A 24,838-nucleotide genomic window follows, 5' to 3' on the forward strand; every position below is an offset into this window, starting at 1 on the left:
GCCTACACAAAGCTGCACTACGGCAGCTCATCCTTAGTGGGTTATTTATATTATTATTTAAACACAGCAGCTACATGTTCTACTGCTGAGGGCATAACCCTCAGCGACCATTATTATAAAAATACGGACTGATCCCACCCTATGAAACTAACTTCATAGGAATACCATAATGTCTTACTCACACTTAAACCAACCGCTAGCTGCTGCAAACGTCCATAGTCTGGTTACGGATATACTAGCGAACACTATCTGTTTTAATGAGGTCTTAAATAAACTGAACGGATTTTATTATCCGTTCATGAATCATCTTAATACAGAGTTATCTTATTCAGAGCCAGCTTTAGCATTTTTTAATAGCACTCAAGCAATCGTTGGTGACATCTATCCAGAAAATGTGATTTGGGATCATGATAAAACTCAGCGTTTTATCGACATACTGCCATGCTATAAAAATGATATTGAAAATGAACGTAATGCATTCATTTACCAAGAATCTCAAAATAAAAATGAACTAGGGTGCTATATTAATAATCTAATCGGGCATTATTCAAGACTGCTCTTTATTCGTGTGGACTTAAAATACGCTCAAGAAATGAGTCACCTTGTTAGTATTGAAGATTTTTATAATCATATGAGCAAGCTTCGAGGTTTGATTGGTAAAGCGAATGATCCTAAAATAAAGAACTGCTTTGATGATTTGCAAGGTAATGCTTGGGCTATTGAGCAAGGAGGGGTCAACGGTGGATTACACTGCCATTTACTGCTTATGTATGATGGAGCGAGGCGACAGAATGATTGGTATATTGCTAAAGAGGTGGGTGAGAAATGGAAAATGATTACTGGAGGCTTAGGCGAGTACTATAGCTACCACGATAAAGAACGCAAGCAGCAGTATAGTCAATACGGTAAATTGGGTATCGGTATGATTCATCGAAATAATCCACAAGAAGTGGAAAATGCAGTGCGCTCAGCTTTATACTTAACCGATCCCAATAAACATGAGCAGCAGCTCAAATTATGGATATCTGGTAAACGTACTTTTGGTCATGGTAAGTTTCGTACAGAAAACCGTAGAGGCCTACCGCCTATATCAAAACAATTTTAGATATACAGTATCATCATGAGATAAAACAGGAAGCCTAGCTACCTGTCTACTAACCTCGATCCACACTAATTAAAGGTCTGCTTAATCGCAGGCCTTTTTTATGCGCAATCGAAAAAGGAGCAATTTATGAGACCGATCTGCCCACACTGTCATTCAGCGAACGTAAAAAGCAATACCGATACTGACAGCCCCTTTAATATCTTCGAGCAACTGTGTTCACAATCTGCCTTATCAGGTCTTGGTGTGAGTATCTGTAAGTACTACAAAATCAATTCAGCAATCGGTGTGGTGGTAGGAACGGCACTGGCTTCTGCGATTAGCTTGGCTAAAGACAAACTACAACAGCCACCCTTACTCGTTTTGGCAGCAAAGCCCAGTTATACCTGCAATACCTGCTCAAGAACTTTCAGCATTTAACCTATCCATATAACCCATAATTCTAATCAAATCTAAAAGGACAATGATCATGGCACATTTAATCGAATCAATGGCATACGTTGGCGAAACCCCTTGGCATGGCTTAGGTAATGAGCTGGCTCCCAAGCAGCCTATCGAGATCTGGGCAAAGCAAGCGGGTATGGATTGGCGTATAGAATCCTCAGACGTTAGCTACATGGCGAATAATGATAAAGGGCACAATCTGATTTTGCCCTTTGCTGAGCAAAAGGTGTTGTACCGTAGCGATAACTTTGAGCCGCTATCGGTGGTCAGTCAACGCTATCAGGAAGTACAGCCGCGTGAGATCTTAGAATTCTATCGTGATCTTACCGAGCAATCCGACTTTGAATTAGAGACCGCAGGCGTCTTAAAAGGAGGGCGTAAGCTATGGGCATTGGCTCGTACAGGGCAGTCAGCAACGCTTAAGGGTAAAGATGTCAGTAATGGCTACTTGCTTCTTGCAACCGCTTGTGATGGCACGCTAGCGACCACAGCACAGTTCACATCAATCCGTGTGGTCTGTAATAACACGCTTGCTATTAGCTTAGCTAACGGAAGCGGAGGCGTAGTAAAAGTACCGCACAGCACATCCTTTGATGCTGACAAAGTCAAGCAGCAATTAGGTGTATCCGTCAAACAATGGGATGAGCACAGCTATGAGATGAAGCAGCTATCAGAGCGCCGTGTCACCCAAGCAGAAGCAGCCAATTATTTAAGCCGTGTATTCAATGATCAGGACAATGACATCATTCTGTTTAACAGCGCTAAGAAAGAGAAAGACGCTGTGCCCAATGCTCGTGCCATGAATCAGGTCATGAACATGTTTAACGGTCAAGGTCGCGGAGCCGATCTAGATGCTGCCAAAGATACTGCTTACGGTCTGCTGTGCAGTATTACTGAATACGTCGATCACGAACGTAGGGCGATGTCTAGAGACCATCGATTAGATGGCGCTTGGTTTGGCTCTGGCGCTAAGCTTAAACAAAAGGGTTTAGAAGAATCGCTACTGATGCTGGCTTAACTAGCCACATTTAAAACCTGACAATACAATCAACCACGCCTTCGAGCGTGGTTTTTTATGCCGCTTATTTCATTTAATACCAATAATCAATTTATCGAAGGAGTTTGTCATGAACATGATCGCATTAAACAGCACTACTCAGCCGAGACAAACCAAACGTGCAACCGTTAGGCTTAAACCATCAGTAGTGAAAACCAAGCAAAATGATACTGCTGATAAACCTGCCCAATCTAATACTTCAAAGACTGCCAAGCGTTTAATTAATACTAAAGATTTAAGCCGTGAGGACTGGCTACAAGTACGCAAGCAAGGCATTGGCAGCTCTGACGCAGCAGCTGCTTGTGGTATTCATCCGTATCTCTCTATGCTGGAATTATGGATGATTAAGACAGGACGCATGAGCTCCGACATCGATGAGAGCATTGAGGGTTATTCACCCCTCTATTGGGGCAATACCTTAGAGCCGATGGTCGCTAAATACTATCAAGAACATACCGGCAATAAGGTACGCCGCGTGAATGCTATCTTACAGCATCCTGAGCAGCCATTCATGCTAGCAAATTTAGACTATGCCATTACTGGTAGTGGTGAGGTACAGATTTTAGAGTGCAAAACCGCTGGTGAACATGGTGCCAAGCTCTGGAAGCATGGCGTGCCGTTATACGTCACCTGCCAAGTGCAGCATCAGCTGGCGGTCACTGGTAAAACTGCTGCGCACATCTGTGTCCTGCTTTGTGGACACGAGGCTAAGATATACAAGGTTGAGCGGGATGAGCGCTTGATTGAGTCCATCATGGAGCATGAGCGTCTGTTCTGGCAATACGTGCAGACCGACACCCCACCAACGCCTGATCATTCAGAATCCGCAGCTCGAGCATTAAAGCAGCTTTATCCAACGCCCAAACCCTCAAGCAAGGTTGATCTACGAGATGACGATGGTGCCAATAAGTTATTTGAGCAACTACTGAGTTATCGTGATTACATGCAAGAGTTAGAGCAGCGCCATGATCAGGTTAAGCACCAGCTGCAAACACTGATTGCCGATAATGAAGTCGCTGTGTTTGAAAAAGGCGCAATTTCTTGGAAGCGCTCGAAAGATAGTATCGGTCTGGATAGCAAAGCCGTTATCAAAGCGCATCCTGAGCTGTTAGCTAAATTTAGTAAAACCAAGCAAGGTAGTCGCCGCTTCGTCATCTTAAACGACTAAGCCGAAACCTACTACACTTAACCAAAACAAGCGCATAACTGCCCACCCTAATCGGTGGGCTTTTTTATGGCTAAACACATTTTATTAAACCCATAAGGAATATCACCATGATTAAAGGTCTAACCATAACCCCACCAGTTTTAGGTCGTATCAGTATTGGACGTGTCATTCAAAAAGATGGCAAGCGTTTGCCTGCTAAAGACGATCAATTCACTATCACCAGCCAAGTTCAAAATAAGGATGGCTGGATTAACCATCCACTCGATGCAAAGCTACGCGAAAAGAATGACGGTAAGCTGAGACACATACCGGTACGCATGTTGTTTAACGATCCTGAGCTAAACCTGCGAGCTGAGTACACCTTGTTCGATAGACAAACCGGACGGCCACTATGCGTGGGTGACGGTGAGCAGTGTCAACGCCGTACAAACAATGGCGTGGAAACGTTGCTTTGCCCGTCACCTGATCGTTGCCCATTAGCGCAAGGCGGTGCTTGTAAGCCGTATGGCAGACTTTACGCAAATCTGAGTGAAGACGACGAGTTAGGCACGTTTATCTTTCGCACCACAGGCTTTAACAGTATTCGCACGCTTGCCGCACGGCTGAGCTACTTTGCTGCGGTATCAGGCAATAAGCTGTCCTGCTTACCACTGCAATTAACCCTAAGAGGCAAAAGCACCACGCAAAGCTATCGTACGCCGATTTACTTTGTGGATTTGACACTACGTGATGGGGTGACACTAAAGCAAGCAGTGCAAGATGCGCAGGCAATTGATGCGGAGCTTAGCGAACACGGCTTTGATCAAGCAGCGCTAGAAGAGGCTGCAAAACAGGGTTACGTCAATTCATCCTTTGAAATTGATAACGATGGTTTGTTAGACGTGGCTGAAGAGTTTTATCCCATGGAGACAGATGACGTTAGCAATAGTCAGCAGGGGAATTATCAGAACGGGTTAGCCACTCATAACGTGACTAGCATAGAGCAAGGGCTACGGCAAAGCGTGACGGCGGTGAGCTAAAGTAATTGAGGAAGATATGCGGCGTAAATTAGTTAGGTTGAAACAAGCGATTTTAGGTCGCTTGTTTTATTTCTTATCGGTTTATTTTTAGTGGCTTAATACCTAGGTTAAGTCTTACAATGTGCTAGTTCTTCATAACGGCATATTAAAAACAGATTATTACTGTTTAACGTAAGGATAGCTAAAATGGATTTAGAAAAGACAATGGCATTAAGTAATTCAGTACAACTGTCTAAGAAAATATCTAAAAGAATTGCCAATCAGACTGAACGTTATTTACAGAGCTTTGGTGAAGATACGGTAACCACAAAACCTCTTAAAAATGTATGGGATGATATTTGCTATAAGTTCCAAACAGAAGAATTTTGCGGCAAGGTTTACGAGTCCATGGTTGTAGAATATGTTGGTTCACTGGTCGATGCTTTAGAAGACTATGAATTTAATGCCCTCTACCTTCAAATTGAAAGCCTGCGTACGATCCTAGCTGATTCAGCTAAGAGTACGCCATCAGATATAGATGAACACAGTCTTATCAGCATGCGTTTTTTCAAAGATCGAGTTATTTTATATCTCATTGAAGAGTATATTTATAAACGGGCTAAAGGCTACACAAACAAAAGGCTTAGGAAAGCTCTAAATAGTTAAGATAGTCGTGTATGTAACTTATTATTAAAAGTATTTTTAACACAGAAAAAGGAGCTGATGATTCAGCTCCTTTTTATTACTCTATGCATAAGGTCTATCGGACGATATAAGTCTCATAAAAAAATACAGGACTCCCTGACTGTATGAGAACAGATGTTCCCATACAATAATTCGGAGATAATCATGGAAAATTCAAACGCAGCACAGCCAGTAATTGAGCAATGTAATCACATACCACAGCTATTGAGTATTAAAGATGTTGGTAGCTATACTGGTCTTAGTCGTTCTACGATTTATGAGATGGTTAATGAAAATTCTGATCGTTATGATCCAACATTCCCTAAGAAGGTACAACTGACACAGGTAAGGGTGGTGTGGGTAGCAAGCGAGATTGCAGAATGGATTAATACGAAGATTGCAGAACGTTCAGTATAGATTTATCTGACCGTCCTAACTTTAAAAGTAGGGCGGTTTATTTTTTTTGTATTATGAGAGGTTTCTTAATCTAATACACTAAGTAATATACTTTAGGCAGAAGAAAAGGCCTCAGCCACTTTGTGTTTACAATCAAAGTTTTATCGCAATTAAAAGGCTATTTCATGCGCAAAATCTTGTTAGGGAAAAATTGTGTAGGGTGGTACTTGGCGTTCATAGAAATAGGCAAATAGTCTTTCGAATAAAAGACTATTTAAACAGGCTAAAAGACTATTTAAAGATTCTTTAAAGGCTATTTTTCACTATTAAACATATATAAAACAAGGGCTTAAGGGTCTCTCCAGAGAAATGATAAAAGTATTTATCTTGTTAATAATCATCTATCACTATCTTGATCAAAAGCAGCCGCTAGTAGGGCGCTGTAAGGGGTCGCCTCATTCTCATGCATATAGATTTAATAGGATGACGTTGAATGGCTATATCTAAGCTTAGCAGGCTATCCGACAGATTACAGCTTAAACGTTTGGAAGTAGGGCAATATCAAGAATCGTGAGCTGTTAAATATGTCAGACAGAAGTATATCCTTAGAAGGATATTTCAAGCTCGTATGGTAGACTACTTCGAATAATATAATCACAAAACAATAATCATCATGTATAAGTTAATCTTTAATAGAGAGTTTACGAATGAGCAAAAACCTTAGCGGTGCGGACTACCCTTTATCAAAAATATTTAGCTCAGATTTTGAATACGTTATTCCACCTTATCAAAGACCATATGCATGGACGATAGATCAGGCATCCGAGTTATTTGAAGATTTACATAGTTTCTATCAATATGAACCTGATGAGGAATATTTTCTTGGTAGTATTGTTCTGATTAAGGAGGAAAATAAGCCTCATTCTGAAGTAATTGATGGTCAGCAAAGATTGACCACTTTAACAATCCTACTAGCTGTGCTATCAAATAAACTACAGGGTGATGATAGGAAGGCACTACTGCAATACATACTAGAGCCAGGGAATAAATTTGAAGGATTAGAGAGTAAGCCACGATTGACTGTTCGCAGTCGAGATCGAGATTTTTTTGCATCTTACGTTCAAGGCCTAAAGTTTGATGAACTTTTCGCAATGGATGAAAAAGCGCTTGAGAATGAATCACGTCTAAATATCAAACGCAATAGTCAGCTTCTAGATAAGTACGTTTCAGAAAAGCTTGGTGATGATGTAGAGCAAATTGAGAGTTTTACAGCTTTCCTACTTCGAAAGTGTTATTTAGTAGCGGTATCAACCCCTAATCAAAAATCAGCCTTTAGAATATTTTCAGTAATGAATAGCCGAGGGTTAGACTTGCAGCCAACTGATATCATTAAGGCCGATACGATTGGCATGGTTGAATTAGAGGCCCAAAGAGAAAAATATAATGAACGTTGGGAAGAGATGGAGGTCGAGCTTGGACGGAGTCGTTTCAATGATTTGTTTTCTTATATTCGTATGATTCATGCTAAAGAAAAGGCAAAACGTTCGTTGCTAGAAGAGTTTAGAGAACACGTATTAAGTAAAGGTATTAGTCCTGAAGATCTAATTTCAGCAGTATTAGAGCCTTATGCAGAAGCATTGTTGATTGCAAAAAATAGTGATTATGTAGCGGTAGCCTATGCCGAAGAAGTTAACAGGTATTTAAAATGGTTAAATAGAATTGATAACTCTGATTGGGTGCCAACAGCAATCGAATTTATAAAGAATAATAAAGCTAAGCCTGAGTACATGGCTTGGTTTTTTGAAAGATTAGAGCGACTGGCAGCATTTATGCATATTTGTGCCTATAACATAAACCAACGCATCGAACGTTATAACAAGGTGCTTAGCGCACTTGAAAACAATCATTCTCTTACTAATCCTATAAACGAGGTAGAATTAACAGATGATGAAAAGCATAAAATGATTAAGGTGCTTGATAGTGATATTTACGATCTAACATCAAGAAGAAGAAACTACTTAATATTGCGATTAGATGCATTTATATCAGATGGGGGAGCAACTTATGATCCTACTATCTTAACTATTGAGCACGTTTTACCCCAGACAGTAGACAAGGAAAGTGAATGGGCCCAATGGTGGCCTGTAGCAGAAGAAAGAAAAATATGGGTACATAGATTAGCTAATTTAGTACCATTAAATAAGAGACGCAATTCAAGTGCTAGAAACTTCGATTTTGATAAAAAGAAAAATGCTTACTTTTTAGGTCGAAAAGGAGTTTCTTCGTATGCACTGACTACACAAGTCATTGGCTATGCTCAGTGGAAGCCAGAGGATTTGCCTAAACGTCAAATGGAGCTTATGGACATTCTAGCTGATAACTGGCGATTGAAGATCGACGCATAAAAATTCTATGTTGCGACTAATAATAAGATTTGAATTATGAATAAGGTAACCAACCACCAATTAAAGTATTTTGCTTGGGAAATTACTAAGCAGCGTAGTAGCTCCGACGACGCACGTATTGCGCAGTCGCTATTCGATGCTCAGGTTGACGTAAACCCACACCAGATTGAAGCGGCATTATTTGCGTTGAGTAATCCTTTAAGTCGAGGTGTTGTCTTAGCCGACGAAGTAGGTTTAGGTAAAACTATCGAAGCGGCTTTAGTGCTTTGCCAATACTGGGCAGAGTATAGAAGAAATTTATTAGTTATCTGCCCTGCGTCGTTACGTAAGCAATGGGCATTGGAATTACAAGATAAATTCAACCTACCTGTACAAGTACTAGACTCGTTTACTTGGAAGAAGTTACGTCAAGAAGGTGTCTACAATCCTTTTGAAAATAAAAAGATCACTGTTATATCCTATCCATTTGCAACCAGAATGGAGCATGAGCTGGCTAAAATACCTTGGGATATGGTTGTAATTGATGAGGCGCATCGGCTGCGTAATGCCCATCGTCCCAGTAATAAAACAGGCAATAGCTTTAAAAAGTCTCTAGTTGCTCGTAATAAACTGCTACTGACAGCCACTCCACTACAAAACTCATTAATGGAGCTATATGGGCTTAGTACTATTATAGATGAGCATTTATTTGGTGACGATAAGGCGTTCCGCCGTCAATATGTTAACGAAGATAACTTGCCAGCCCTTAAGCGCCGATTGGATCAGTTTATCCATCGTACGTTACGTAAGGATGTTTTGGAGTATATTCCATATACAAGACGCCATGCTTTAACGGTACCATTTACACCTAGCGATGTTGAACAGCGTTTGTATGATCAAATTAATAGCTACTTACAAAGAGAGTTTAGCTATGCCTTTCCTGTACAGCAGCGCCACCTAATCACCATTGTTTTACGTAAGCTATTGGCGTCTTCTACTTCTGCTGTTATAGCAACATTAGAATCGATTCGTAACCGTCTCCAAGCTCTTTTAGACAATCAAACCATTGATGCAGAATGGATAGAGCATTTTATTGCTGATGAAGATATAGATGAAGAGCTTATCGAAGAAGACGAGGACGAGTATAGCGAATATGAAACTCGTGGCGTTGATGCAGATTTACTTAAATCTGAAATTAAAGAGGTCGATCAGTATCTTGCTTTAGCTCATGAAATTGATGAAGACCGTAAGTCTTATGCGCTATTAACAGCATTGGAGCGTGGGTTTGCCCGTATGTTTGAAATGGGGGCACCAAAGAAGGCCGTGATATTCACTGAGTCACGCCGTACTCAAACCTATCTTGTAGAGTTTTTGCAGTCTCATGGTTTCAATGGCAAGGTAGTCGCTTTTAATGGTAGTAATAATAGCCCAGTCAATACTGGCATCTATCACAGATGGTTAGCTAAACACGTAGGTAGCGACAGAGTTACTGGCTCATCGTCAATAGATAGACGTACAGCGCTCATTGATTATTTCAGAGATGACGTTGAAATTATGATTGCTACCGAAGCCGCTGCTGAGGGTGTCAACTTACAATTCTGCTCCTTAGTGGTTAACTATGATTTACCTTGGAATCCACAAAGAGTCGAGCAGCGTATTGGTCGCTGTCATCGCTACGGCCAAGCTTTTGATGTGGTTGTAGTCAACTTTGTCAACGAGCGTAATGCAGCTGATCAAAGAGTGATGGAGCTACTGAGTGAAAAGTTTGATCTGTTTGAAGGTGTGTTTGGCGCTTCGAACGAAATACTAGGATCGATAGAAAGTGGTATTGATTTCGAGAAACGTATTTTAGAGATTTACGATAAATGCCGTACAAATCAGGAGATTCAAGAAAGCTTTAATAAACTACAGTCTGAGCTTGAGGCTCAAATCAATCAAAAAATGCTACAAACTCGTGACCTTCTACTAAAGCATTTTGATGCAGATATTCATGAGCTGCTCAAGATTCATAAGCAACGAGCTGAAGAGCAGCTTGATCGTATTAGTAATTTCTTTTGGGCGATTAGCCGAGCACTACTAGCGCCCTATGCTGACTTCCATCCTAATCAGTTAAATTTTACGCTGCATAAGTCGCCTACAGTAGATATAAAGGTTGGTAGCTATCAGCTGATCAGAAAGGGCGAATCTGTACCTGATAATACCTACATATATCGTCTAACGCATCCACTCGGTGAGTATGTACTAAATAAGGCAAAGTACCTACCTACTGAGACTGCGCAGATAAACTTTGATTACAGCAATTATGATAAAAAAGTATCCAGCCTTGAGCCATTAGTAGGGCAGTCAGGATGGTTGTCGCTTAGTTTATTATCACTAGACTCGTTTGCAAAAGAAGAGCATTTAATATTGACAGGAATGACTGATAATAATACTGTCTTAGATGCTGATATCTGTGAGCGTATTTTACGTTTAGAAGGGGTAGTGGTTGAAGATAAAATAACGAAAGCTATTCCGAAACTATTCACTGATACAATCGAGTTTCAGCATAAAAACAAACTGAGTGAGGCGCTTGATAGTAATCAGGTGTTTTTCAAACGTGAGCAAGAAAAGATTGAAAGTTGGGCAGATGACCATATGGCATCAGCTGAGTCAGCGCTTGATGACATTAAGCTCAAAATACGTAGCCTAAAGCGAGAAGCTCGCCAAGCCAGTACTATCGATGAGCAAAAGCAAAAGCAAGAGCAGCTCAAAAAGGCAGAACGTGAACAGCGTAAACTTCGTCAAAATATCTTTGATGTGACTGATGAGATTGAGGAAAGGCGCGATACATTAATTGAAAACTTAGAACAGATGATGCATAAAAAAAGCCAGTTTGAAACGCTTTATCATATTCGTTGGCACGTAAAATGAGTTGATAAATTTTATAATGGAGCAAGCGTTTTTTAGCTATTGAAGCACTGATCTGATATAATGTTTGGCTGATTTTTTTCTATTTTAGAGCTAGGTTTGGTTTCATTAATTGAGACTAGCCTAGCTCGTTTTGTCATAAGCCTATGACAAAATGCTGCTATAAAAACCCTGTCGAAGGACTCACCATGAGCCAATATGCCAATCTTAATCAAAAACTAAAAAATATCTTTCAAATTGATCGTCCTGATCTAGATTTTGGTATTTATCGCATTTTGAACGCGCGTCGTAATGAAATTAGCGACTATCTAGATAATCGTCTCAGAGCCAAAGTAGAGACGTATCTGACGGACGCCAAAAGCGATGTTCATGACAGCCAGCTTGAGAGTATCACTAATCAAATTAAGGACGAGTTTGGTAAGCGTGCGTTCGATGAGGCAGGCAAATTAGTCAATGAAACCGCTATCGAAAGCTCACTTGGACAGCAGTACCAAGAGCTACGCGATCATGCTGATAGCAGCTTTGATCAAGCGCAAGTGTTTAGCCATTTGTACACCTTTTTTAGTCGCTATTATGATGAGGGCGACTTTATCAGTCAGCGCCGTTATAAAGGCGACACCTATGCCATTCCTTATTCTGGCGAAGAGGTGATGCTGCATTGGGCGAATAAAGACCAGTACTATACCAAGTCAGGTGAGATGTTTAGCAACTACCGTATTCGCTTCAATTCGATAGGTGAGTCAGACAAATCCGTCTTATTCCGTTTGTTATCTGCTGATACGGCGAAGGATAATCAAAAAGACAATGATAAAAACCGTCGCTTCGTTATTCTCTCTAAGCCAAAGACGGTAACTCGTACCGATGAAGAAGGCGAGGAATATGAAGAAACCGTACATCCTATAGAGCTTAATGACGCTGGCGATGAGCTGACGGTATGGTTTGAATACGCGGTAATGGACAGCAAGGCCAGACAAGATAAGCTCAATACAGAAGCTCATGACGATATATTGGCAAATACCACAGTCAGTACAGCATGGGCAACCTTACTCAAGCATCCAGCACCAACCGAAAAACAGGCTGATCGTGACTTACTGCGTAAGCATCTAGATACTTATACACAAAAAAACACAGCTGATTATTTCATCCATAAAGACTTAGGTAAATTCTTAAATAATGAGCTGGACTTCTATATCAAAAACGAAGTCATGCATTTAGACGATGTGGTTAATAGCTCAGGCTTTATAGAGATAGAGCGCCAGCTTGCGCTGATTAAATGCTTACGCAAAATTGGCCGTGAGTTAATTGACTTTTTAGCGTCGCTAGAAAACTTTCAAAAGAAGCTGTGGCTTAAAAAGAAGTTTGTGGTGTCGAGCCATTATTGTATTACGCTTGATCGTGTCGATGAAGCGCTGTATAGCGAAATTGCTGATAATGAGGCTCAGTGGCAGCAGTGGGAGAGCTTAGGGTTTAAAGTAACTGATGATAGCCTACCGCATTGGGGTAGCAGCCAGTATTTAAAAGCACATCCGTATCTCATGGTAGATACCAGCTTGTTTGAGTTGGGCTTTAAAGCTAAGCTATTAAATAGCATTGATGATTTGGATGAGCAGACGGATGGTCTCGTAATCAATGGTGATAATTTTCAGGCATTGAATTTAATGCAAGAGAAATACCAAGAAAAGATTAATTGTGTCTATATTGACCCTCCTTACAATACAGGTAGTGATACGGAAAACAATACTTTTTTGTATAAAGACAGCTATAAACATTCATCTTGGGCAACGATGCTTGAAAGCCGCTTGATTTTAAGTCGTGAGTTGATTAATGATTTCGGGGGTATTTGGGTTAGTACTGATGATGGTGAGTATGCTCGTCTAAACTTAATTTTAGAAGGTATGTTTGGGGCCGATAACTTTATTGCAGATGTAATCTGGAAAAGTCGTTCGTCTGTTTCAAGTGATACTATAATTTCTGGCTCGATTAACCATACAACTTTTTATTCAAAAAATAAGAGCTATCTCAATACTCACAAAGGTGATTTTAGACTCCCTGAATCTTTGGACGGTTTTATCAATCCAGATAATGACTCAAGAGGTCCATGGAAGCTAGATCCAATGGATGCTCCTGATATTCGTGAAAACTTGAGTTATGCTATAACTAACCCTGATACTGAAGAAGTTTTTTATCCTCCTGAAGGAAGACATTGGCGTTTTGAAGAAAAAGATGTCATTGATTTACTAAAGGAAGGCACAATCATATTCGGCAAGTCAGGTAAATCAAGACCTGCGTTTAAGCGCTTTTATAGCGATGCTCAAGGTAAAGGAAGAACAACAACTACGCTGTGGGATGATGTGAAAACAACTAGCCATGCAACTAAAGGCTTATACGATTTATTTAGCAATATATCTAAAGAAACATTAAACAGAATAAAGCCAAAACCAATTGAGCTAGTAAAAAGAATATTGGTACTGTATAGCAAAGTTCAAAAAGACACAATCAACTTAGATTACTTTGCAGGAAGTGGAACAACTGCACACGCAGCAATAAATTTAAATCGTGAAGATGGTGGTAATCGTAAATATATTCTAGTTGAGCAAGGTGAGTATTTTGATACTGTACTCAAGCCACGTATTCAAAAAGTAGTCTATAGCGAAGGTTGGAAAGGCGGTAAGCCTTTATTGCCTAAAAGTAAGAGTAGCGGAAGTACAGAAAACCCTTATAAAGGCATCAGTCATTGTCTAAAAGTCGTCAAGCTTGAAAGCTATGAAGACACTTTAAATAACCTGGAGCTTAACCGTAGTCCCGCTCAGAACGATTTGTTTGGTGATTTAACACCTGCTCAGCAAGACGACTATCTCATGCATTATATGCTCGATATCGAGAGTAAGGAATCACTACTAAACGTTGCTGATTTTGCTAATCCATTTGATTATCAGCTAAAGATAACCGCCGATAGCGCTGGTGCTTATACGGTACAAAACGTCGATCTTATCGATACTTTTAACTATCTCATAGGGTTAAAGGTTAGAAATATAGACTATCAGCTAGATCGAGGATTTGTACAGGTAGATGGGCACTTGCGCACAGGTGAGCTAGTTACCGTGTTTTGGCGTGACTGTGAACAGATTGGTTATGATGAGCTGGATAAGACGCTTCAAAAGCTGCGTATCAATGCCTTAGATAGCGAGTATCAGCAGATATATGTCAATGGTGATCATAACATCAACACCAAGCTTACCAGTACTGATGGTAATGAGAGACAACTAAAAGTCCGCTCGATAGAGCAGGTATTCCTTGAGCGCATGTTTGCAGAGTAAGTTATGGCTAATCCCAGTAAAAAGAAAAGCAAAAAGATAAACTTTCATGAGCAGCTGGTACTTACGCAGTGGCTATGGTCAAAGTTCAATCCTGACAATATCAAAGGTATGCATACGCTATTGGATTTGCCTGTTCATGAAGGTGTTGAACACGAAGGTGAGGACGCAGGTCAAACCAAGTTTTTCACTGAGCTTACCAGAGACTTAGTCGGTAAGCAGACTTTAGATATCGATACCTTAAGACGCTATGATAGAAATATCGTGCGTTACTGGCTACAGATTAGTGAGGCTCGCAATGAGCAAGCTAATAGTGAGTTGAATCTAAAATACTTTCAGTATTTGTCACTGCTGTTTACGGAGTATTACTTAGATCAATACTTCAATAATTCTGAGCAGATGCTAGAGGAGCTAAACGCTACCGTAGTTGCCTATAACGAGGACAAAAGCGATAGCGAGATATTACAACCGTATGTAGCCAATGACTTAAACAAAGTTGCGTACTGGAGTGCCACAGGTAGCGGTAAGACGCTATTGATGCATATTAATATTTTGCAGTATCAGTACTACACTGAGCATGCCAGCCACAATGATAAAATAGAGCAGATAATTCTACTGACTCCTAATGATGGGCTTAGTAATCAGCACCTTGAAGAGTTCAAGATGTCTGGTATCGAAGCTATGATATTCCAAAAAAACAAATCCCGTGACCAGTTTTTAAAATATGTGCAAATTATTGATATCCATAAGCTGGCTGAGAGGGATGGTGATAAGACGATAGCGGTAGAGTCACTAGAAGGTCAGAACCTTGTACTAATCGATGAAGGTCATCGTGGCACAAGTAGTGCTGGTGTATGGATGAGCTATCGTGACACGCTGACAAAAGATGGCTTTAGCTTTGAATATTCAGCGACCTTTGGTCAAGCGATTAATAAATCTAACAACGTCATCAAGCAAGAAGAAGAAGAGATAAAAACCAAAGCAAAAATGCACTTTGGTACTAAGGCGTTAACTAAACTAGACGATACTCAGTTGAAGGCTCTAAGTTTAGATGAGCTGGAAAAGCAAAAAGCAAGGCGCGAAGCCTTGCGTGAAGTCTATGCAAAAAACATCTTGTTTGACTACTCGTACAAGTATTTTTATGATGATGGCTATGGTAAAGAAGTCAATATTCTCAATATGAAAAAAGGTGAGACGCAGGATAATCAGCAGCTATATCTAACCGCCTGCTTATTGGCTTTTTACCAGCAGCAGCACCTTTATCAAAATAACGTCGGACGTCTTAAGCAGTTCAAAGTTGAAAACCCCCTTTGGGTATTTGTCGGTAATAAAGTAAATGATGATGATTCAGATATTTTGACCATCATCAAATTTTTAGCTGACTTTTTAGACAGTCGTCATAAAGCAGAAACTATCAACTGGATTCATGACTTTATTACCAATAAGTCACGTTTGGTCGATAGCAAAGGTAACAATATTTTTGTTAATCGTTTTGCTCCATTGCATGGTAGAGACGCTGAAGCTATTTATCAAGATATACTCAGCCAGTTCTTTAATGCAGGGAGTAACCAGCGTCTAAACGTCATACGGATCACTCAAAACACAGGTGAGCTACGCCTACAAATTGGTGAGAATACACCGTTTGGTGTGATAAACGTAGGCGATGAAAAAGGCTTGTTTGATCACTGTGAAAAGCTAAGTGATAGCCATTATCTTAATACGCGTACAGATGAATTTACCCCGACGCTGTTTGATACCATCAACGACGATAATAGCAAAACCAATCTGTTAATTGGCTCACGTAAATTTACCGAAGGGTGGAGTAGTTGGCGCGTCTCGACTATGGGTCTGTTGAACATGGGTTCTGGTGAAGGCTCACAAATCATTCAATTGTTCGGACGAGGTGTACGTTTAAAAGGTGAGGGCTTCTCACTTAAACGAACGCCGCACAATATTTATAGTAAAGCTGAATATAAAGATCTGTATCTAGATTTGCTACAAACCATTAATATCTTTGGCTTACATGCTGACTATATGGAAAAATTCCGTGATTATCTAAACGATGAAGGGATCGTCCTTAACCAAGATTTAGTCACTTTAGATTTCAATACCAATCGTATAGCAGCGCCACATAGACTCAAGACTTTGACGCTTAAAGATGGTTACAAAGATAATCAGCCAAATGGCTTCAAGGCACAGGTTAAGCTGTCGCTATTTGAAATTCCTGATAAGTATCAGGGGAAAATTAAAAAGCCGTTTGTGATTTTAGACTTATACCCACGACTCCAAGCCTATCATACCGATAAGCGCAAGCGTAATAATGACTTAAAAGACAAGCGTCAAGAGCATGAAATATCGCCTGATATCATGCCGTTCTTTGATTTTGACAGTTTATATTTACAATTACAGCAGTATAAGATGCAACGTGGCTATACCAATATACGTCTTGGTATCGACGAGCTTAGAGCGTTCTGCTGTAAGCCAATTAAGAATACCCATGATGACTGGTATAGGCTATTGGTCGATAGCGAAAAGCTGACGAAAGATGTAGAGGGTATTCGCTTTCAGCAAAGCGTCTTATTAGAGCTGCTACAAGCGTACATGGACAGATTTTACAAAACCATGAAAAACGCATACGAAGGTCAGTACTATGAAGTGACAGAGTTTAATGTCGGTGACGATGATCTGCCTATTCACATGTGCGACAAATATGTATTTACATCAAAAGAAGGGTTTAATGGTGAGGCAGAAGAGTACTTTAAACGCCTTACCAAGTTACAAGATATAGTCAATGATGGAAAGCTAGAGAAGACAGTCAACTGGCAGGATGGTAGCTTACGTACAGTCGTATTTGACAAGCATCTGTATTATCCATTGTTCAGCAAAAATGATGATAGCTTGCCATTTACTTGGTCGCCTTCAGTATTTGATTATGACAGTAAGGGTGAGAGTAGCGAAGTCAAATTCGTCGATGATCTACAGCACTATATCAATTCTGATAAACAGATTGATGCGCTTAAAGATTACCATATCTATTTACTTCGTAATCCTGATAACCGTTACAAAGGATTAGGTTTTGCACTAGCAGGTAATTTTTATCCAGACTTTTTATTGTGGTTAGTACACAAAGAGACGGGTGAGCAGTACCTGACCTTGATTGATCCTAAGGGTATCCGCAACATGAATACTGATGATGCCAAAATTAATCTATATAAAGAAATAAAAACCCTTGAGAGCCGCTTAGAAGATAAGCTGATACTAAATAGCTTTATTTTGACCACGACGCCAATGAAAGAGTTGATAAATAACTCATTGAGCGAAGATGAGCTTAAAGAGCGAAATGTGTTGTTTATGGTAGGTAATCAAACCGCTTATTTAAATGATATGTTTGAGGGGATTTTGAGCTGAAGGCATCTTTAGTTATAGGTAATTAACATAATGGCCGACATGGTAGTTATTACTATGTCGGCCATTATGTTTAATAAATAAAGAATACCTATAAACTGAGCATAATTTTCTTATAAATAATAATGGTTAAGATTTAAGAATATCTTGATCTGCAAAGCCCAAATCTTTCAAAAAAGAAGTAGCTTCATCATCATTCCTAAAAATCATTGCTTTAGACAAGTCGGAAGAATGACATAAAAAGTGTGGCTTACCTTCATATAGTGGCTCTCCGTTAGAACCGTTAAATAAAATAGTGACACCATCTCCGGCTGTAAGTAAAGTAGCTTGTTGAATTATACCAGCTTCATATCTTATTCTAGCTAAAGATGATATTACAGAATCGCCACCATTCATGCCGCCGAATTTAATCTTACCTGCCCCAGTTTTATTAGCTGAAGACTTTTTGTTCAAATTATCTATCATAATAAATTCTCTTAAATTATTGTTATGTGGTAGTTTTACACGCTATTTATAAACACTTATATTTATATACTACACATAAATAATCATGAGATACAAATCTGTCTAAAGGCTGTGTTACAAAAGCTTTTATAGCTAACAAAATAATTCATGAATTAAAAATGTTTCTATTAATAATATATATTTGACTAATGTTAATAATACAGCTGGCTTTACCTATATTCACATTACATCAGCTTGAAGTATCCTTAAAACCTTATCCTCTCCCAGCTGGTCAATCAACGCTTGCAGATGGGTAGTAGAATCAGACTTGTTTTGGGCATCTGCTCTAAATTCTGCCGTATCTCTACCTTCACGCAAAGCATCTAAATAGTCCGCCCACTTCTGCATCATATTACTACGATCATCAATGTATTCAAATCGACCATAGGCGGTTCCATTAGGATCTTTCGTCGTATGACCCAATGCCATCTCTACAAGCACAAGTGGATACTTTAACTGCTCTTGTAGGATGGTCTTCGCTGTCGCTCTAAAGCCATGAGCACAATGTATATCTTTATAGCCTAAATCCTTTAACCGCTTATTCGCTGTCGCATCTGATATGATCTGATGCTTTTTTGCCGTTTCGCTAAAAAAGACATATTCGGTGTGACCATTAATCTTTTGCTGCTTACGTAATATTGCTACCGCTTGACGCGGTAGGGGAACGACCATGTCTTTGACCATGTTTACCTTGCCTTGCCCCTTCAATGGCTTTAATCGCCATCTGCCAGTTTCTAGGTCTAGATCAGCCCAGCGCATACGTCTTAAATCACCATTGCGAACAAACAGAAGCGCTAATAGCCTAAGGGAATTTATGGTGTTTGGGTCACCTTCTATTGTCTCGATAGCTTTAAGTAATTTAGCCAAGTCCTTCGGTTTAGTAACCGCAGGACGATGACCGTAACTTGACTTAGCCAACTGGCTCTTAATGAGCGCCGCAGGATCACTCGTACAGAAACCTCGTGCCCCAGCATAGACAAACACATCACTGGCAATGCCAGCACAGCGTTCAGCCTTGTCTGTGGGCTTACCATCCTTGTTTAATGACTTAGCTTGGATGTCTAATAGCACTTCAAGCATTTTAGGTGAGGTGATATCGCTGATTGGCTCGTCACCAATATATTTGCATATAAGATCAAGACGACCTTTCTTACGAATGAGGGTGTTACTTTTCTGAGTCTGATCTAAGCTATCAAAATACTCCCAAGCAAAATGATTAAAAGAGTTTTTAGTTTTACTAATAATAATTTTCTTTATTTCTTCACGATGAAATTTTGGGTCAATACCTTTGCTTAACAGGTCTTCATATTCACGCCAAACCTCACACGCACGTGCATACGAGATACTTGGATATATACCAATGGATATAATACTTTGCTTAGAATTTGAAGGAGGGTAGTAGCGGTACATCCATGACTTAGTCTCAGTAGGACGTACCATTAAGAATAGTTTGGGATGATTTTTGACAGCAACGAAGTACTTCTTATCTTCAGGCTTATGGCTGCTGATGCTTCTGTCTGAACTGATCGCTTTTCTTTCCATATCCTAGATCTCTATGAGTAGACTCAAAACTCGGTATACTTGACAGTATACTCAAAGTGCATGGATTAGGATAGATTCATAGGACAGTATAGAACGCCAGATACAACAAAGCCCCTGATATCAGGGGCTTTAGCTGTTCTATAAGATAGTATAGGACTATGTAATGGTACCCGGAGCCGGACTTGAACCGGCACGCTATTGCTAGCGAGGGATTTTAAATCCCTTGTGTCTACCAATTTCACCACCCGGGCAAAACTTGTAATATCTATTCAGTAAGCTTTCTACTTCTTAGATAAGTGGTCGCATTATAAACGGTTGTACTAATAATGCAAGCCAAAATTAACATAAAGTTAATAAATAATTGGAGGCTGGAGTCGGAATCGAACCGGCGTTAACGGAGTTGCAGTCCGCTGCATGACCACTCTGCCATCCAGCCAATCAAGGAGGACTATATTAGCAAAAATATTTTAAATTACAAGACATTTTTTAACCAAACTGATTTTAATTCATTTAATGATGGTGTTTTACAAGATTTGGCTGAGTATGTAGGCGTAAAATCATTAAGCCCTACCTATTATTAAGCCTGATTTATAGAGTCATCGCTGATCTTATTTGATGACAATAAAAAAGCCACACCGTTTTTACTAAGTGCGGCCTTTCATTAATGATATCACCATCAAGACTAAGCTTAATGATGACAATTATTTAAAATTAGATAATTGAACGGAAAGTTTATACGATATCTTTGTTATTACGGCGTGATTTTTTCAGATCGCGATAAGTCGCAGTACAGATCAGTACGAGCACTGCAAGGGTAATCACGGGCCAAATTAAAATATATAAGCCGTAGATAAATGTATTGTCCATAATAGCTCCTTAAAGTAATTATTAAGTCGTGTACTTAAGCGTCTGTTACCGGTTTTACGTTTACTTTAGGCTTGTCATAATCACCAACTCGTTGTTTGATTAAATCAAAGTCAAAGTGTTCATTGCCCATCAAGCTAATCGCTATACAGACCACAGTACTCACACCGTAAGCCGTTAATGAAGCGACCAATATCATATATTGACGTAGGAAGCCTGTTGCATATATAAGCATCAGTATGAGCGTAATAACGGCAGCACCCATACCCATCTTACGGCCTAAGAAACCAAAGACCATAAGACCGATCACCACTGCACCCCCGACACTTGCCATCACTTCAAAGAAGAGCGCAGTCACGCCAGTAATCGGTATTAGCTCAAAGCGCGCAATACAGAAGAAAATAAGCGCGGCAATGACAGAAGTGGTGAAGGCAACATTAGTCACGCGATTCCAGAACACACTGGCAATCACAGGGAATACTATCGCACCCCATAGCGCCCCAACGAAGACGAGCATCACGAGGATATCAAGCTTAAAGCTGGCAAAGATAAGTCCTGCTGCCGTGGCAACAATCATCGTCGAACGACCAACAAGCATCATTGTTTTTGGCTTTACGCGACCTTTGGCGATATTCTTTGCATAAATATCGGCCATCATAATAGTCGATAACGCTGACAAATCAGAATCGGCAGTCGAGGACAATGCGCCAATAACCAAAATGAAGAACAGTGCAATAAATACTGGATGCAGATACATACTAACCATCTGCGGAATTAAGTTATTCATGTTGCCATCTAATGGCTCAACACCAACGGTTAGCGCCATAAGTCCAATCATACCCAGACCAATGACAATACCGGCATAACCAACAGTGGCAGTAATAAAGGTCGCTTTAATCTTAGTCTTATCAATTGCAAATAGCCGCTGAGTAATCGTTTGATTACCAATGGCATAAGCTAACACTGCTACAAAATAAGGCGCACCTTGCTGAAAAAACGCTTCAGATGAAAATATATCTTGCTGCTGTAAAGTCAGGTTTGATAATCCGCTGACCATTGCCTCGGGCCCACCCATTGAAAATAGTATCGCAGGAATAATAACGACACCAATCGCCATTAACGCGATTAATTGGGCAAAATCAGTAAAGACCGATGCTCGAAACCCTGAGGTTAAAGTGTAGCTTAGGACACCGACACCAGCGATCATTACACCTGTCTGAAAGGACAGTGGTGACAATACTGATACTAATGCACCGGCTGCCGTGAAGTTGACCATCAAGCTAATTAAGCTGCCCATAAGGTTAGATATGGCTAAAATTAATTGGCTTGATGCGCCATGACGGGCATTAATAAGCTCGCCTAAAGTGTGTCCATTGGGCGCCAGTTCACGAAAGCGCATACCAAAGGGGTAGATGAACAAAATCATTAATGCGCCCCAAAAGCCATAATGTAGTGGCCCTGATACGCCATATTTATAGCCGGATGTAGCAGCGGCATAAAACGATGCCGCCCAAATCCACGTGGCGGTCATACTTGCCGCGCCCATCCCGAAGCCAACACCGTGGCCTGCAACCATAAATCCTGTGGTAGATTCTTTGTCTTTCTTAATCAACAAAGACAGCAGATACGTACCACCATAAAACGCCACCAATAATAAAATGATGGTAAGTGCCGAAAATTGGAACAATGACTCAGTTTTCAAATTCATACCTCGCAATTGTTTTAGATAAAAAAAAGCTGGTACTATAATTTATAGTCCCAACTATGATGAATTTAATAAGCAGCCCAACACCATTCGTGCTATTGATACACAGGGCCGTTGCTTTATTAACAGTCGGTCAGCAGAACATACTACGAAAGCGTTATATACGAAGAGTGGAGGCGTGACTCATGACTTGCGTCTGATAATGGAATCACGTTAATAGCGTATAAACTTGCATTTCTTAGTAGTTACTACGAATAAGTATTTATTAGATAAGCACTTATTATTTGTGATAGGCAAGTTGGTAGCATAGAAATACTAACCAATTGCATGTGATACATAGAAAATAGTAGAGTTGTTATTTAGCGTAACGTACGTTTTACATGCATATGCATCTTAGTATTGATAAATAAAACTACATCTAAGTTAAGGATAAGTAACATTTGCGTGTCAACAGAGTAACACTATTGAGTATTAAATCCCAAATTTTCGAGAGATTTAACAATTAAAAGTCGATAATTAACTGTTTTCAATCGCTAATATTAATAGGGTTTACATTAGTTTTTTTATAAAAAAATCTTTAGATTTTGCATTAATTTTGACCTAAGTTATGTTGGTGGCTGGGCTTTTGGTCGCAAAATAGGTACAATGCCCAGCTTAATACAGTCGCTATTTTTTGATATGTTTATCAGCATGATTATCACCTCAATATTGTATAAAGTGTGAGACACATATGCTTACAGTTTGCGAGCGCTAATCTACGGTTACCGAGCAAAATAGTGGCCGACGCTGTTATCATCTTCCTTATTGCTTTATCTATTGGAGTTACTATGTCAAATGCCTCGCCAACTGAAACGACGATGACGTCTGATCACGAGTCTGCCATATTATTAGACGGCAAAGCACTTGCTAAACAAATAGAGCAAGAACTGCGTACTCGTGTCGATGCTATTAAAGATAAGACTGGACGTACACCAAGCTTAGCGACGATATTGGTCGGTGATGATCCTGCTTCTGCCACTTACGTGCGTATGAAAGGCAATGCCTGTAAGCGTGTCGGCATGGATTCTATCCGAGTAGAGATGCCAAGTGTGACTACCACATCTCAGCTTATGGCTAAGATAGACGAGCTCAATAGCAACCCAGATGTACATGGCATCTTACTGCAACATCCTGTACCTAGCCATATTGATGAGCGTGCATGTTTTGAGCAGATAGATCTTGCGAAGGATGTGGATGGGGTGACCTGTCTTGGCTTTGGACGTATGAGTATGCAAGAGTCAGCCTATGGCTCATGTACACCGCAAGGTATCATGCACTTGTTAAGCCATTATGATATTGAGCTTGCAGGCAAAGAAGCGGTGGTAGTAGGGCGTAGTGCTATCTTGGGTAAGCCGATGGCGATGATGCTATTGAATGCCAACTGTACGGTGACTATTTGCCATTCAAAGACAGAAAATCTAGCTGCTCATATTAATCGTGCTGATATTGTCGTTGGCGCAGTAGGCGTGCCTGAGCTGATCAAAGCGGAATGGATAAAGAAGGGTGCTGTCGTCATTGATGCAGGCTTCCATCCCACTGACAATGGCGGCGTAGGGGATATCGAGATGCACGGCGTCGAGAATATCGCTAGTGCTTATACACCAGTACCGGGTGGTGTCGGTCCGATGACTATCAATACGCTCATCCGTCAAACAGTCGATGCTGCTGAAAAGTCAGCTGGTTTAGTATCAGCTGATGCGTGAATCTTCCGAGCCACAACCGTCATTAAGCAAAGATCCTGAACCTAAAATGGCGAAGACGAATGTAGATATTCATGAGCGTCTGCAATATATCGGTAGAGAGTTTGTTGATATTTGCCACTACATTATCCTATTTTTAATCAGTGTGGTGGTAGTTTGGACGGCTGGTAAAGAGTTCTTGGTGATTGTGCAAAAAGGCTCAGCAGATTTAAAAGATATCTTGATGCTGTTTATCTATCTTGAACTACTGGCGATGATTGGTATTTATTTTAAGACTCATCGTCTGCCAGTACAGTTTTTGATATTTATTGCCATTACCGCGCTGTCACGACATTTGGTCGTTGATGTACAGGCGGTATCAGACTATTTTCATCTATGGTTATTGGCGACTATTTCTGTCGCTATCATGGTTTTAAGTGCCTCTGTTGTTATCCTTACTTGGACGGCAAAAATGTTTGGTCGTCCTGAAGATTATTTAGATGATCATCAGAGCACCAGTACCGAGCATCACTTGCCTAGTGTTGAGAGTGCAAAAAATCGTCATAAATAGTCATTGATAGATGATTTATCAATAAAAAAGGGCTAACCTGAACCGACCCCCATAAGTTGGACACAACTTATGGGG

Annotated in this window: 17 protein-coding genes and 2 tRNA genes; 13 read left to right on the forward strand and 6 right to left on the reverse strand. The window is 40.2% G+C overall.

Features of this window, described 5'->3' with window-relative positions; genetic code table 11:
* The first annotated feature begins 169 nt into the window (after window positions 1-169).
* The 11 genes from AK823_RS04625 to AK823_RS04675 all read left to right on the forward strand — a co-directional run bounded on the left by AK823_RS04625 (window position 170) and on the right by AK823_RS04675 (window position 17,862).
* A complete protein-coding gene (locus AK823_RS04625) occupies window positions 170-1,105 on the forward strand; it encodes an inovirus-type Gp2 protein (protein WP_068326683.1) in 936 nt (311 codons plus the stop codon).
* A gap of 126 nt (window positions 1,106-1,231) precedes the next feature.
* Complete coding sequence (locus AK823_RS04630; protein ID WP_068326686.1) at window positions 1,232-1,522, forward strand: hypothetical protein; 291 nt, start codon at window positions 1,232-1,234, stop codon at window positions 1,520-1,522.
* A 49-nt stretch (window positions 1,523-1,571) separates the two neighbouring features.
* Window positions 1,572-2,564, forward strand: coding sequence for a DUF932 domain-containing protein (locus AK823_RS04635; protein ID WP_068326689.1), 993 nt, complete (start codon window positions 1,572-1,574; stop codon window positions 2,562-2,564).
* Between the two features lie 109 nt (window positions 2,565-2,673).
* Window positions 2,674-3,771, forward strand: coding sequence for a lambda-exonuclease family protein (locus AK823_RS04640; protein WP_068326692.1), 1,098 nt, complete (start codon window positions 2,674-2,676; stop codon window positions 3,769-3,771).
* Between the two features lie 107 nt (window positions 3,772-3,878).
* On the forward strand, window positions 3,879-4,790 hold the full coding sequence (locus tag AK823_RS04645) for a hydrolase or metal-binding protein (RefSeq protein ID WP_068326695.1): 912 nt from the start codon (window positions 3,879-3,881) through the stop codon (window positions 4,788-4,790).
* 186 nt (window positions 4,791-4,976) lie between these two features.
* A complete protein-coding gene (locus AK823_RS04650; RefSeq protein WP_068326698.1) occupies window positions 4,977-5,435 on the forward strand; it encodes a hypothetical protein in 459 nt (152 codons plus the stop codon).
* Window positions 5,436-5,618: 183 nt separating this feature from the next.
* Window positions 5,619-5,870 (forward strand): AlpA family phage regulatory protein, encoded by a 252-nt coding sequence (locus AK823_RS04655; protein WP_068326701.1) that lies wholly within the window; start codon window positions 5,619-5,621, stop codon window positions 5,868-5,870.
* A 686-nt stretch (window positions 5,871-6,556) separates the two neighbouring features.
* The gene (locus tag AK823_RS04660) at window positions 6,557-8,254 is read left to right on the forward strand and encodes a DUF262 domain-containing protein (RefSeq protein WP_068326704.1); all 1,698 of its coding nucleotides are present in this window, start codon (window positions 6,557-6,559) and stop codon (window positions 8,252-8,254) included.
* A 36-nt stretch (window positions 8,255-8,290) separates the two neighbouring features.
* Complete coding sequence (locus AK823_RS04665; protein ID WP_068326707.1) at window positions 8,291-11,143, forward strand: SNF2-related protein; 2,853 nt, start codon at window positions 8,291-8,293, stop codon at window positions 11,141-11,143.
* A gap of 185 nt (window positions 11,144-11,328) precedes the next feature.
* Complete coding sequence (locus tag AK823_RS04670) at window positions 11,329-14,457, forward strand: site-specific DNA-methyltransferase (RefSeq protein WP_068326710.1); 3,129 nt, start codon at window positions 11,329-11,331, stop codon at window positions 14,455-14,457.
* Window positions 14,458-14,460: 3 nt separating this feature from the next.
* Window positions 14,461-17,862 carry a DEAD/DEAH box helicase family protein gene (locus AK823_RS04675; RefSeq protein ID WP_068326713.1) on the forward strand — a complete coding sequence of 1,134 codons (3,402 nt, stop codon included), beginning with the start codon at window positions 14,461-14,463 and terminating at the stop codon, window positions 17,860-17,862.
* 126 nt (window positions 17,863-17,988) lie between these two features.
* On the opposite strand, the gene AK823_RS04680 is transcribed toward AK823_RS04675, so the two are convergent.
* From AK823_RS04680 to AK823_RS04700, 6 genes are all read right to left on the reverse strand, one after another.
* A complete protein-coding gene (locus AK823_RS04680) occupies window positions 17,989-18,324 on the reverse strand; it encodes a hypothetical protein (protein WP_068326716.1) in 336 nt (111 codons plus the stop codon).
* Window positions 18,325-18,543: 219 nt separating this feature from the next.
* The gene (locus tag AK823_RS04685; RefSeq protein ID WP_068326718.1) at window positions 18,544-19,905 is read right to left on the reverse strand and encodes a tyrosine-type recombinase/integrase; all 1,362 of its coding nucleotides are present in this window, start codon (window positions 19,903-19,905) and stop codon (window positions 18,544-18,546) included.
* Between the two features lie 164 nt (window positions 19,906-20,069).
* Window positions 20,070-20,156 (reverse strand) — tRNA-Leu (locus AK823_RS04690).
* Between the two features lie 111 nt (window positions 20,157-20,267).
* Window positions 20,268-20,341, reverse strand: a tRNA-Cys gene (locus AK823_RS04695).
* Window positions 20,342-20,637: 296 nt separating this feature from the next.
* Window positions 20,638-20,772 carry a putative transporter small subunit gene (locus AK823_RS14235; RefSeq protein WP_227514116.1) on the reverse strand — a complete coding sequence of 45 codons (135 nt, stop codon included), beginning with the start codon at window positions 20,770-20,772 and terminating at the stop codon, window positions 20,638-20,640.
* A gap of 34 nt (window positions 20,773-20,806) precedes the next feature.
* Window positions 20,807-22,456, reverse strand: coding sequence for a sodium:solute symporter family protein (locus tag AK823_RS04700; RefSeq protein WP_203226594.1), 1,650 nt, complete (start codon window positions 22,454-22,456; stop codon window positions 20,807-20,809).
* An 875-nt stretch (window positions 22,457-23,331) separates the two neighbouring features.
* Here AK823_RS04700 and folD point away from each other — a divergent pair.
* Window positions 23,332-24,216: a bifunctional methylenetetrahydrofolate dehydrogenase/methenyltetrahydrofolate cyclohydrolase FolD gene (gene folD, locus AK823_RS04705; RefSeq protein ID WP_149031887.1), complete on the forward strand. Its 885-nt coding sequence runs from the start codon at window positions 23,332-23,334 to the stop codon at window positions 24,214-24,216.
* Window positions 24,209-24,763, forward strand: coding sequence for a phosphate-starvation-inducible PsiE family protein (locus AK823_RS04710; protein ID WP_228138913.1), 555 nt, complete (start codon window positions 24,209-24,211; stop codon window positions 24,761-24,763). Before folD ends, AK823_RS04710 begins: the two co-directional genes overlap by 8 nt.
* Window positions 24,764-24,838: the final 75 nt, after the last annotated feature.

The organism is Psychrobacter sp. P2G3 (assembly GCF_001593285.1).
Classification (GTDB): Bacteria; Pseudomonadota; Gammaproteobacteria; order Pseudomonadales; family Moraxellaceae; genus Psychrobacter.

What these genes read in the sequence shown, in the direction of transcription:
- AK823_RS14235 (WP_227514116.1), bottom strand. Translation starts at nt 20,772, where the DNA reads ATGGACAATACATTTATCTACGGCTTATATATTTTAATTTGGCCCGTG.
- AK823_RS04630 (WP_068326686.1), top strand. Translation starts at nt 1,232, where the DNA reads ATGAGACCGATCTGCCCACACTGTCATTCAGCGAACGTAAAAAGCAAT.
- AK823_RS04640 (WP_068326692.1), top strand. Translation starts at nt 2,674, where the DNA reads ATGAACATGATCGCATTAAACAGCACTACTCAGCCGAGACAAACCAAA.
- AK823_RS04645 (WP_068326695.1), top strand. Translation starts at nt 3,879, where the DNA reads ATGATTAAAGGTCTAACCATAACCCCACCAGTTTTAGGTCGTATCAGT.
- AK823_RS04650 (WP_068326698.1), top strand. Translation starts at nt 4,977, where the DNA reads ATGGATTTAGAAAAGACAATGGCATTAAGTAATTCAGTACAACTGTCT.
- AK823_RS04675 (WP_068326713.1), top strand. Translation starts at nt 14,461, where the DNA reads ATGGCTAATCCCAGTAAAAAGAAAAGCAAAAAGATAAACTTTCATGAG.
- AK823_RS04685 (WP_068326718.1), bottom strand. Translation starts at nt 19,905, where the DNA reads ATGGAAAGAAAAGCGATCAGTTCAGACAGAAGCATCAGCAGCCATAAG.
- AK823_RS04665 (WP_068326707.1), top strand. Translation starts at nt 8,291, where the DNA reads ATGAATAAGGTAACCAACCACCAATTAAAGTATTTTGCTTGGGAAATT.
- AK823_RS04625 (WP_068326683.1), top strand. Translation starts at nt 170, where the DNA reads ATGTCTTACTCACACTTAAACCAACCGCTAGCTGCTGCAAACGTCCAT.
- AK823_RS04670 (WP_068326710.1), top strand. Translation starts at nt 11,329, where the DNA reads ATGAGCCAATATGCCAATCTTAATCAAAAACTAAAAAATATCTTTCAA.
- AK823_RS04680 (WP_068326716.1), bottom strand. Translation starts at nt 18,324, where the DNA reads ATGATAGATAATTTGAACAAAAAGTCTTCAGCTAATAAAACTGGGGCA.
- AK823_RS04655 (WP_068326701.1), top strand. Translation starts at nt 5,619, where the DNA reads ATGGAAAATTCAAACGCAGCACAGCCAGTAATTGAGCAATGTAATCAC.
- folD (WP_149031887.1), top strand. Translation starts at nt 23,332, where the DNA reads ATGACGTCTGATCACGAGTCTGCCATATTATTAGACGGCAAAGCACTT.
- AK823_RS04660 (WP_068326704.1), top strand. Translation starts at nt 6,557, where the DNA reads ATGAGCAAAAACCTTAGCGGTGCGGACTACCCTTTATCAAAAATATTT.
- AK823_RS04710 (WP_228138913.1), top strand. Translation starts at nt 24,209, where the DNA reads ATGCGTGAATCTTCCGAGCCACAACCGTCATTAAGCAAAGATCCTGAA.
- AK823_RS04635 (WP_068326689.1), top strand. Translation starts at nt 1,572, where the DNA reads ATGGCACATTTAATCGAATCAATGGCATACGTTGGCGAAACCCCTTGG.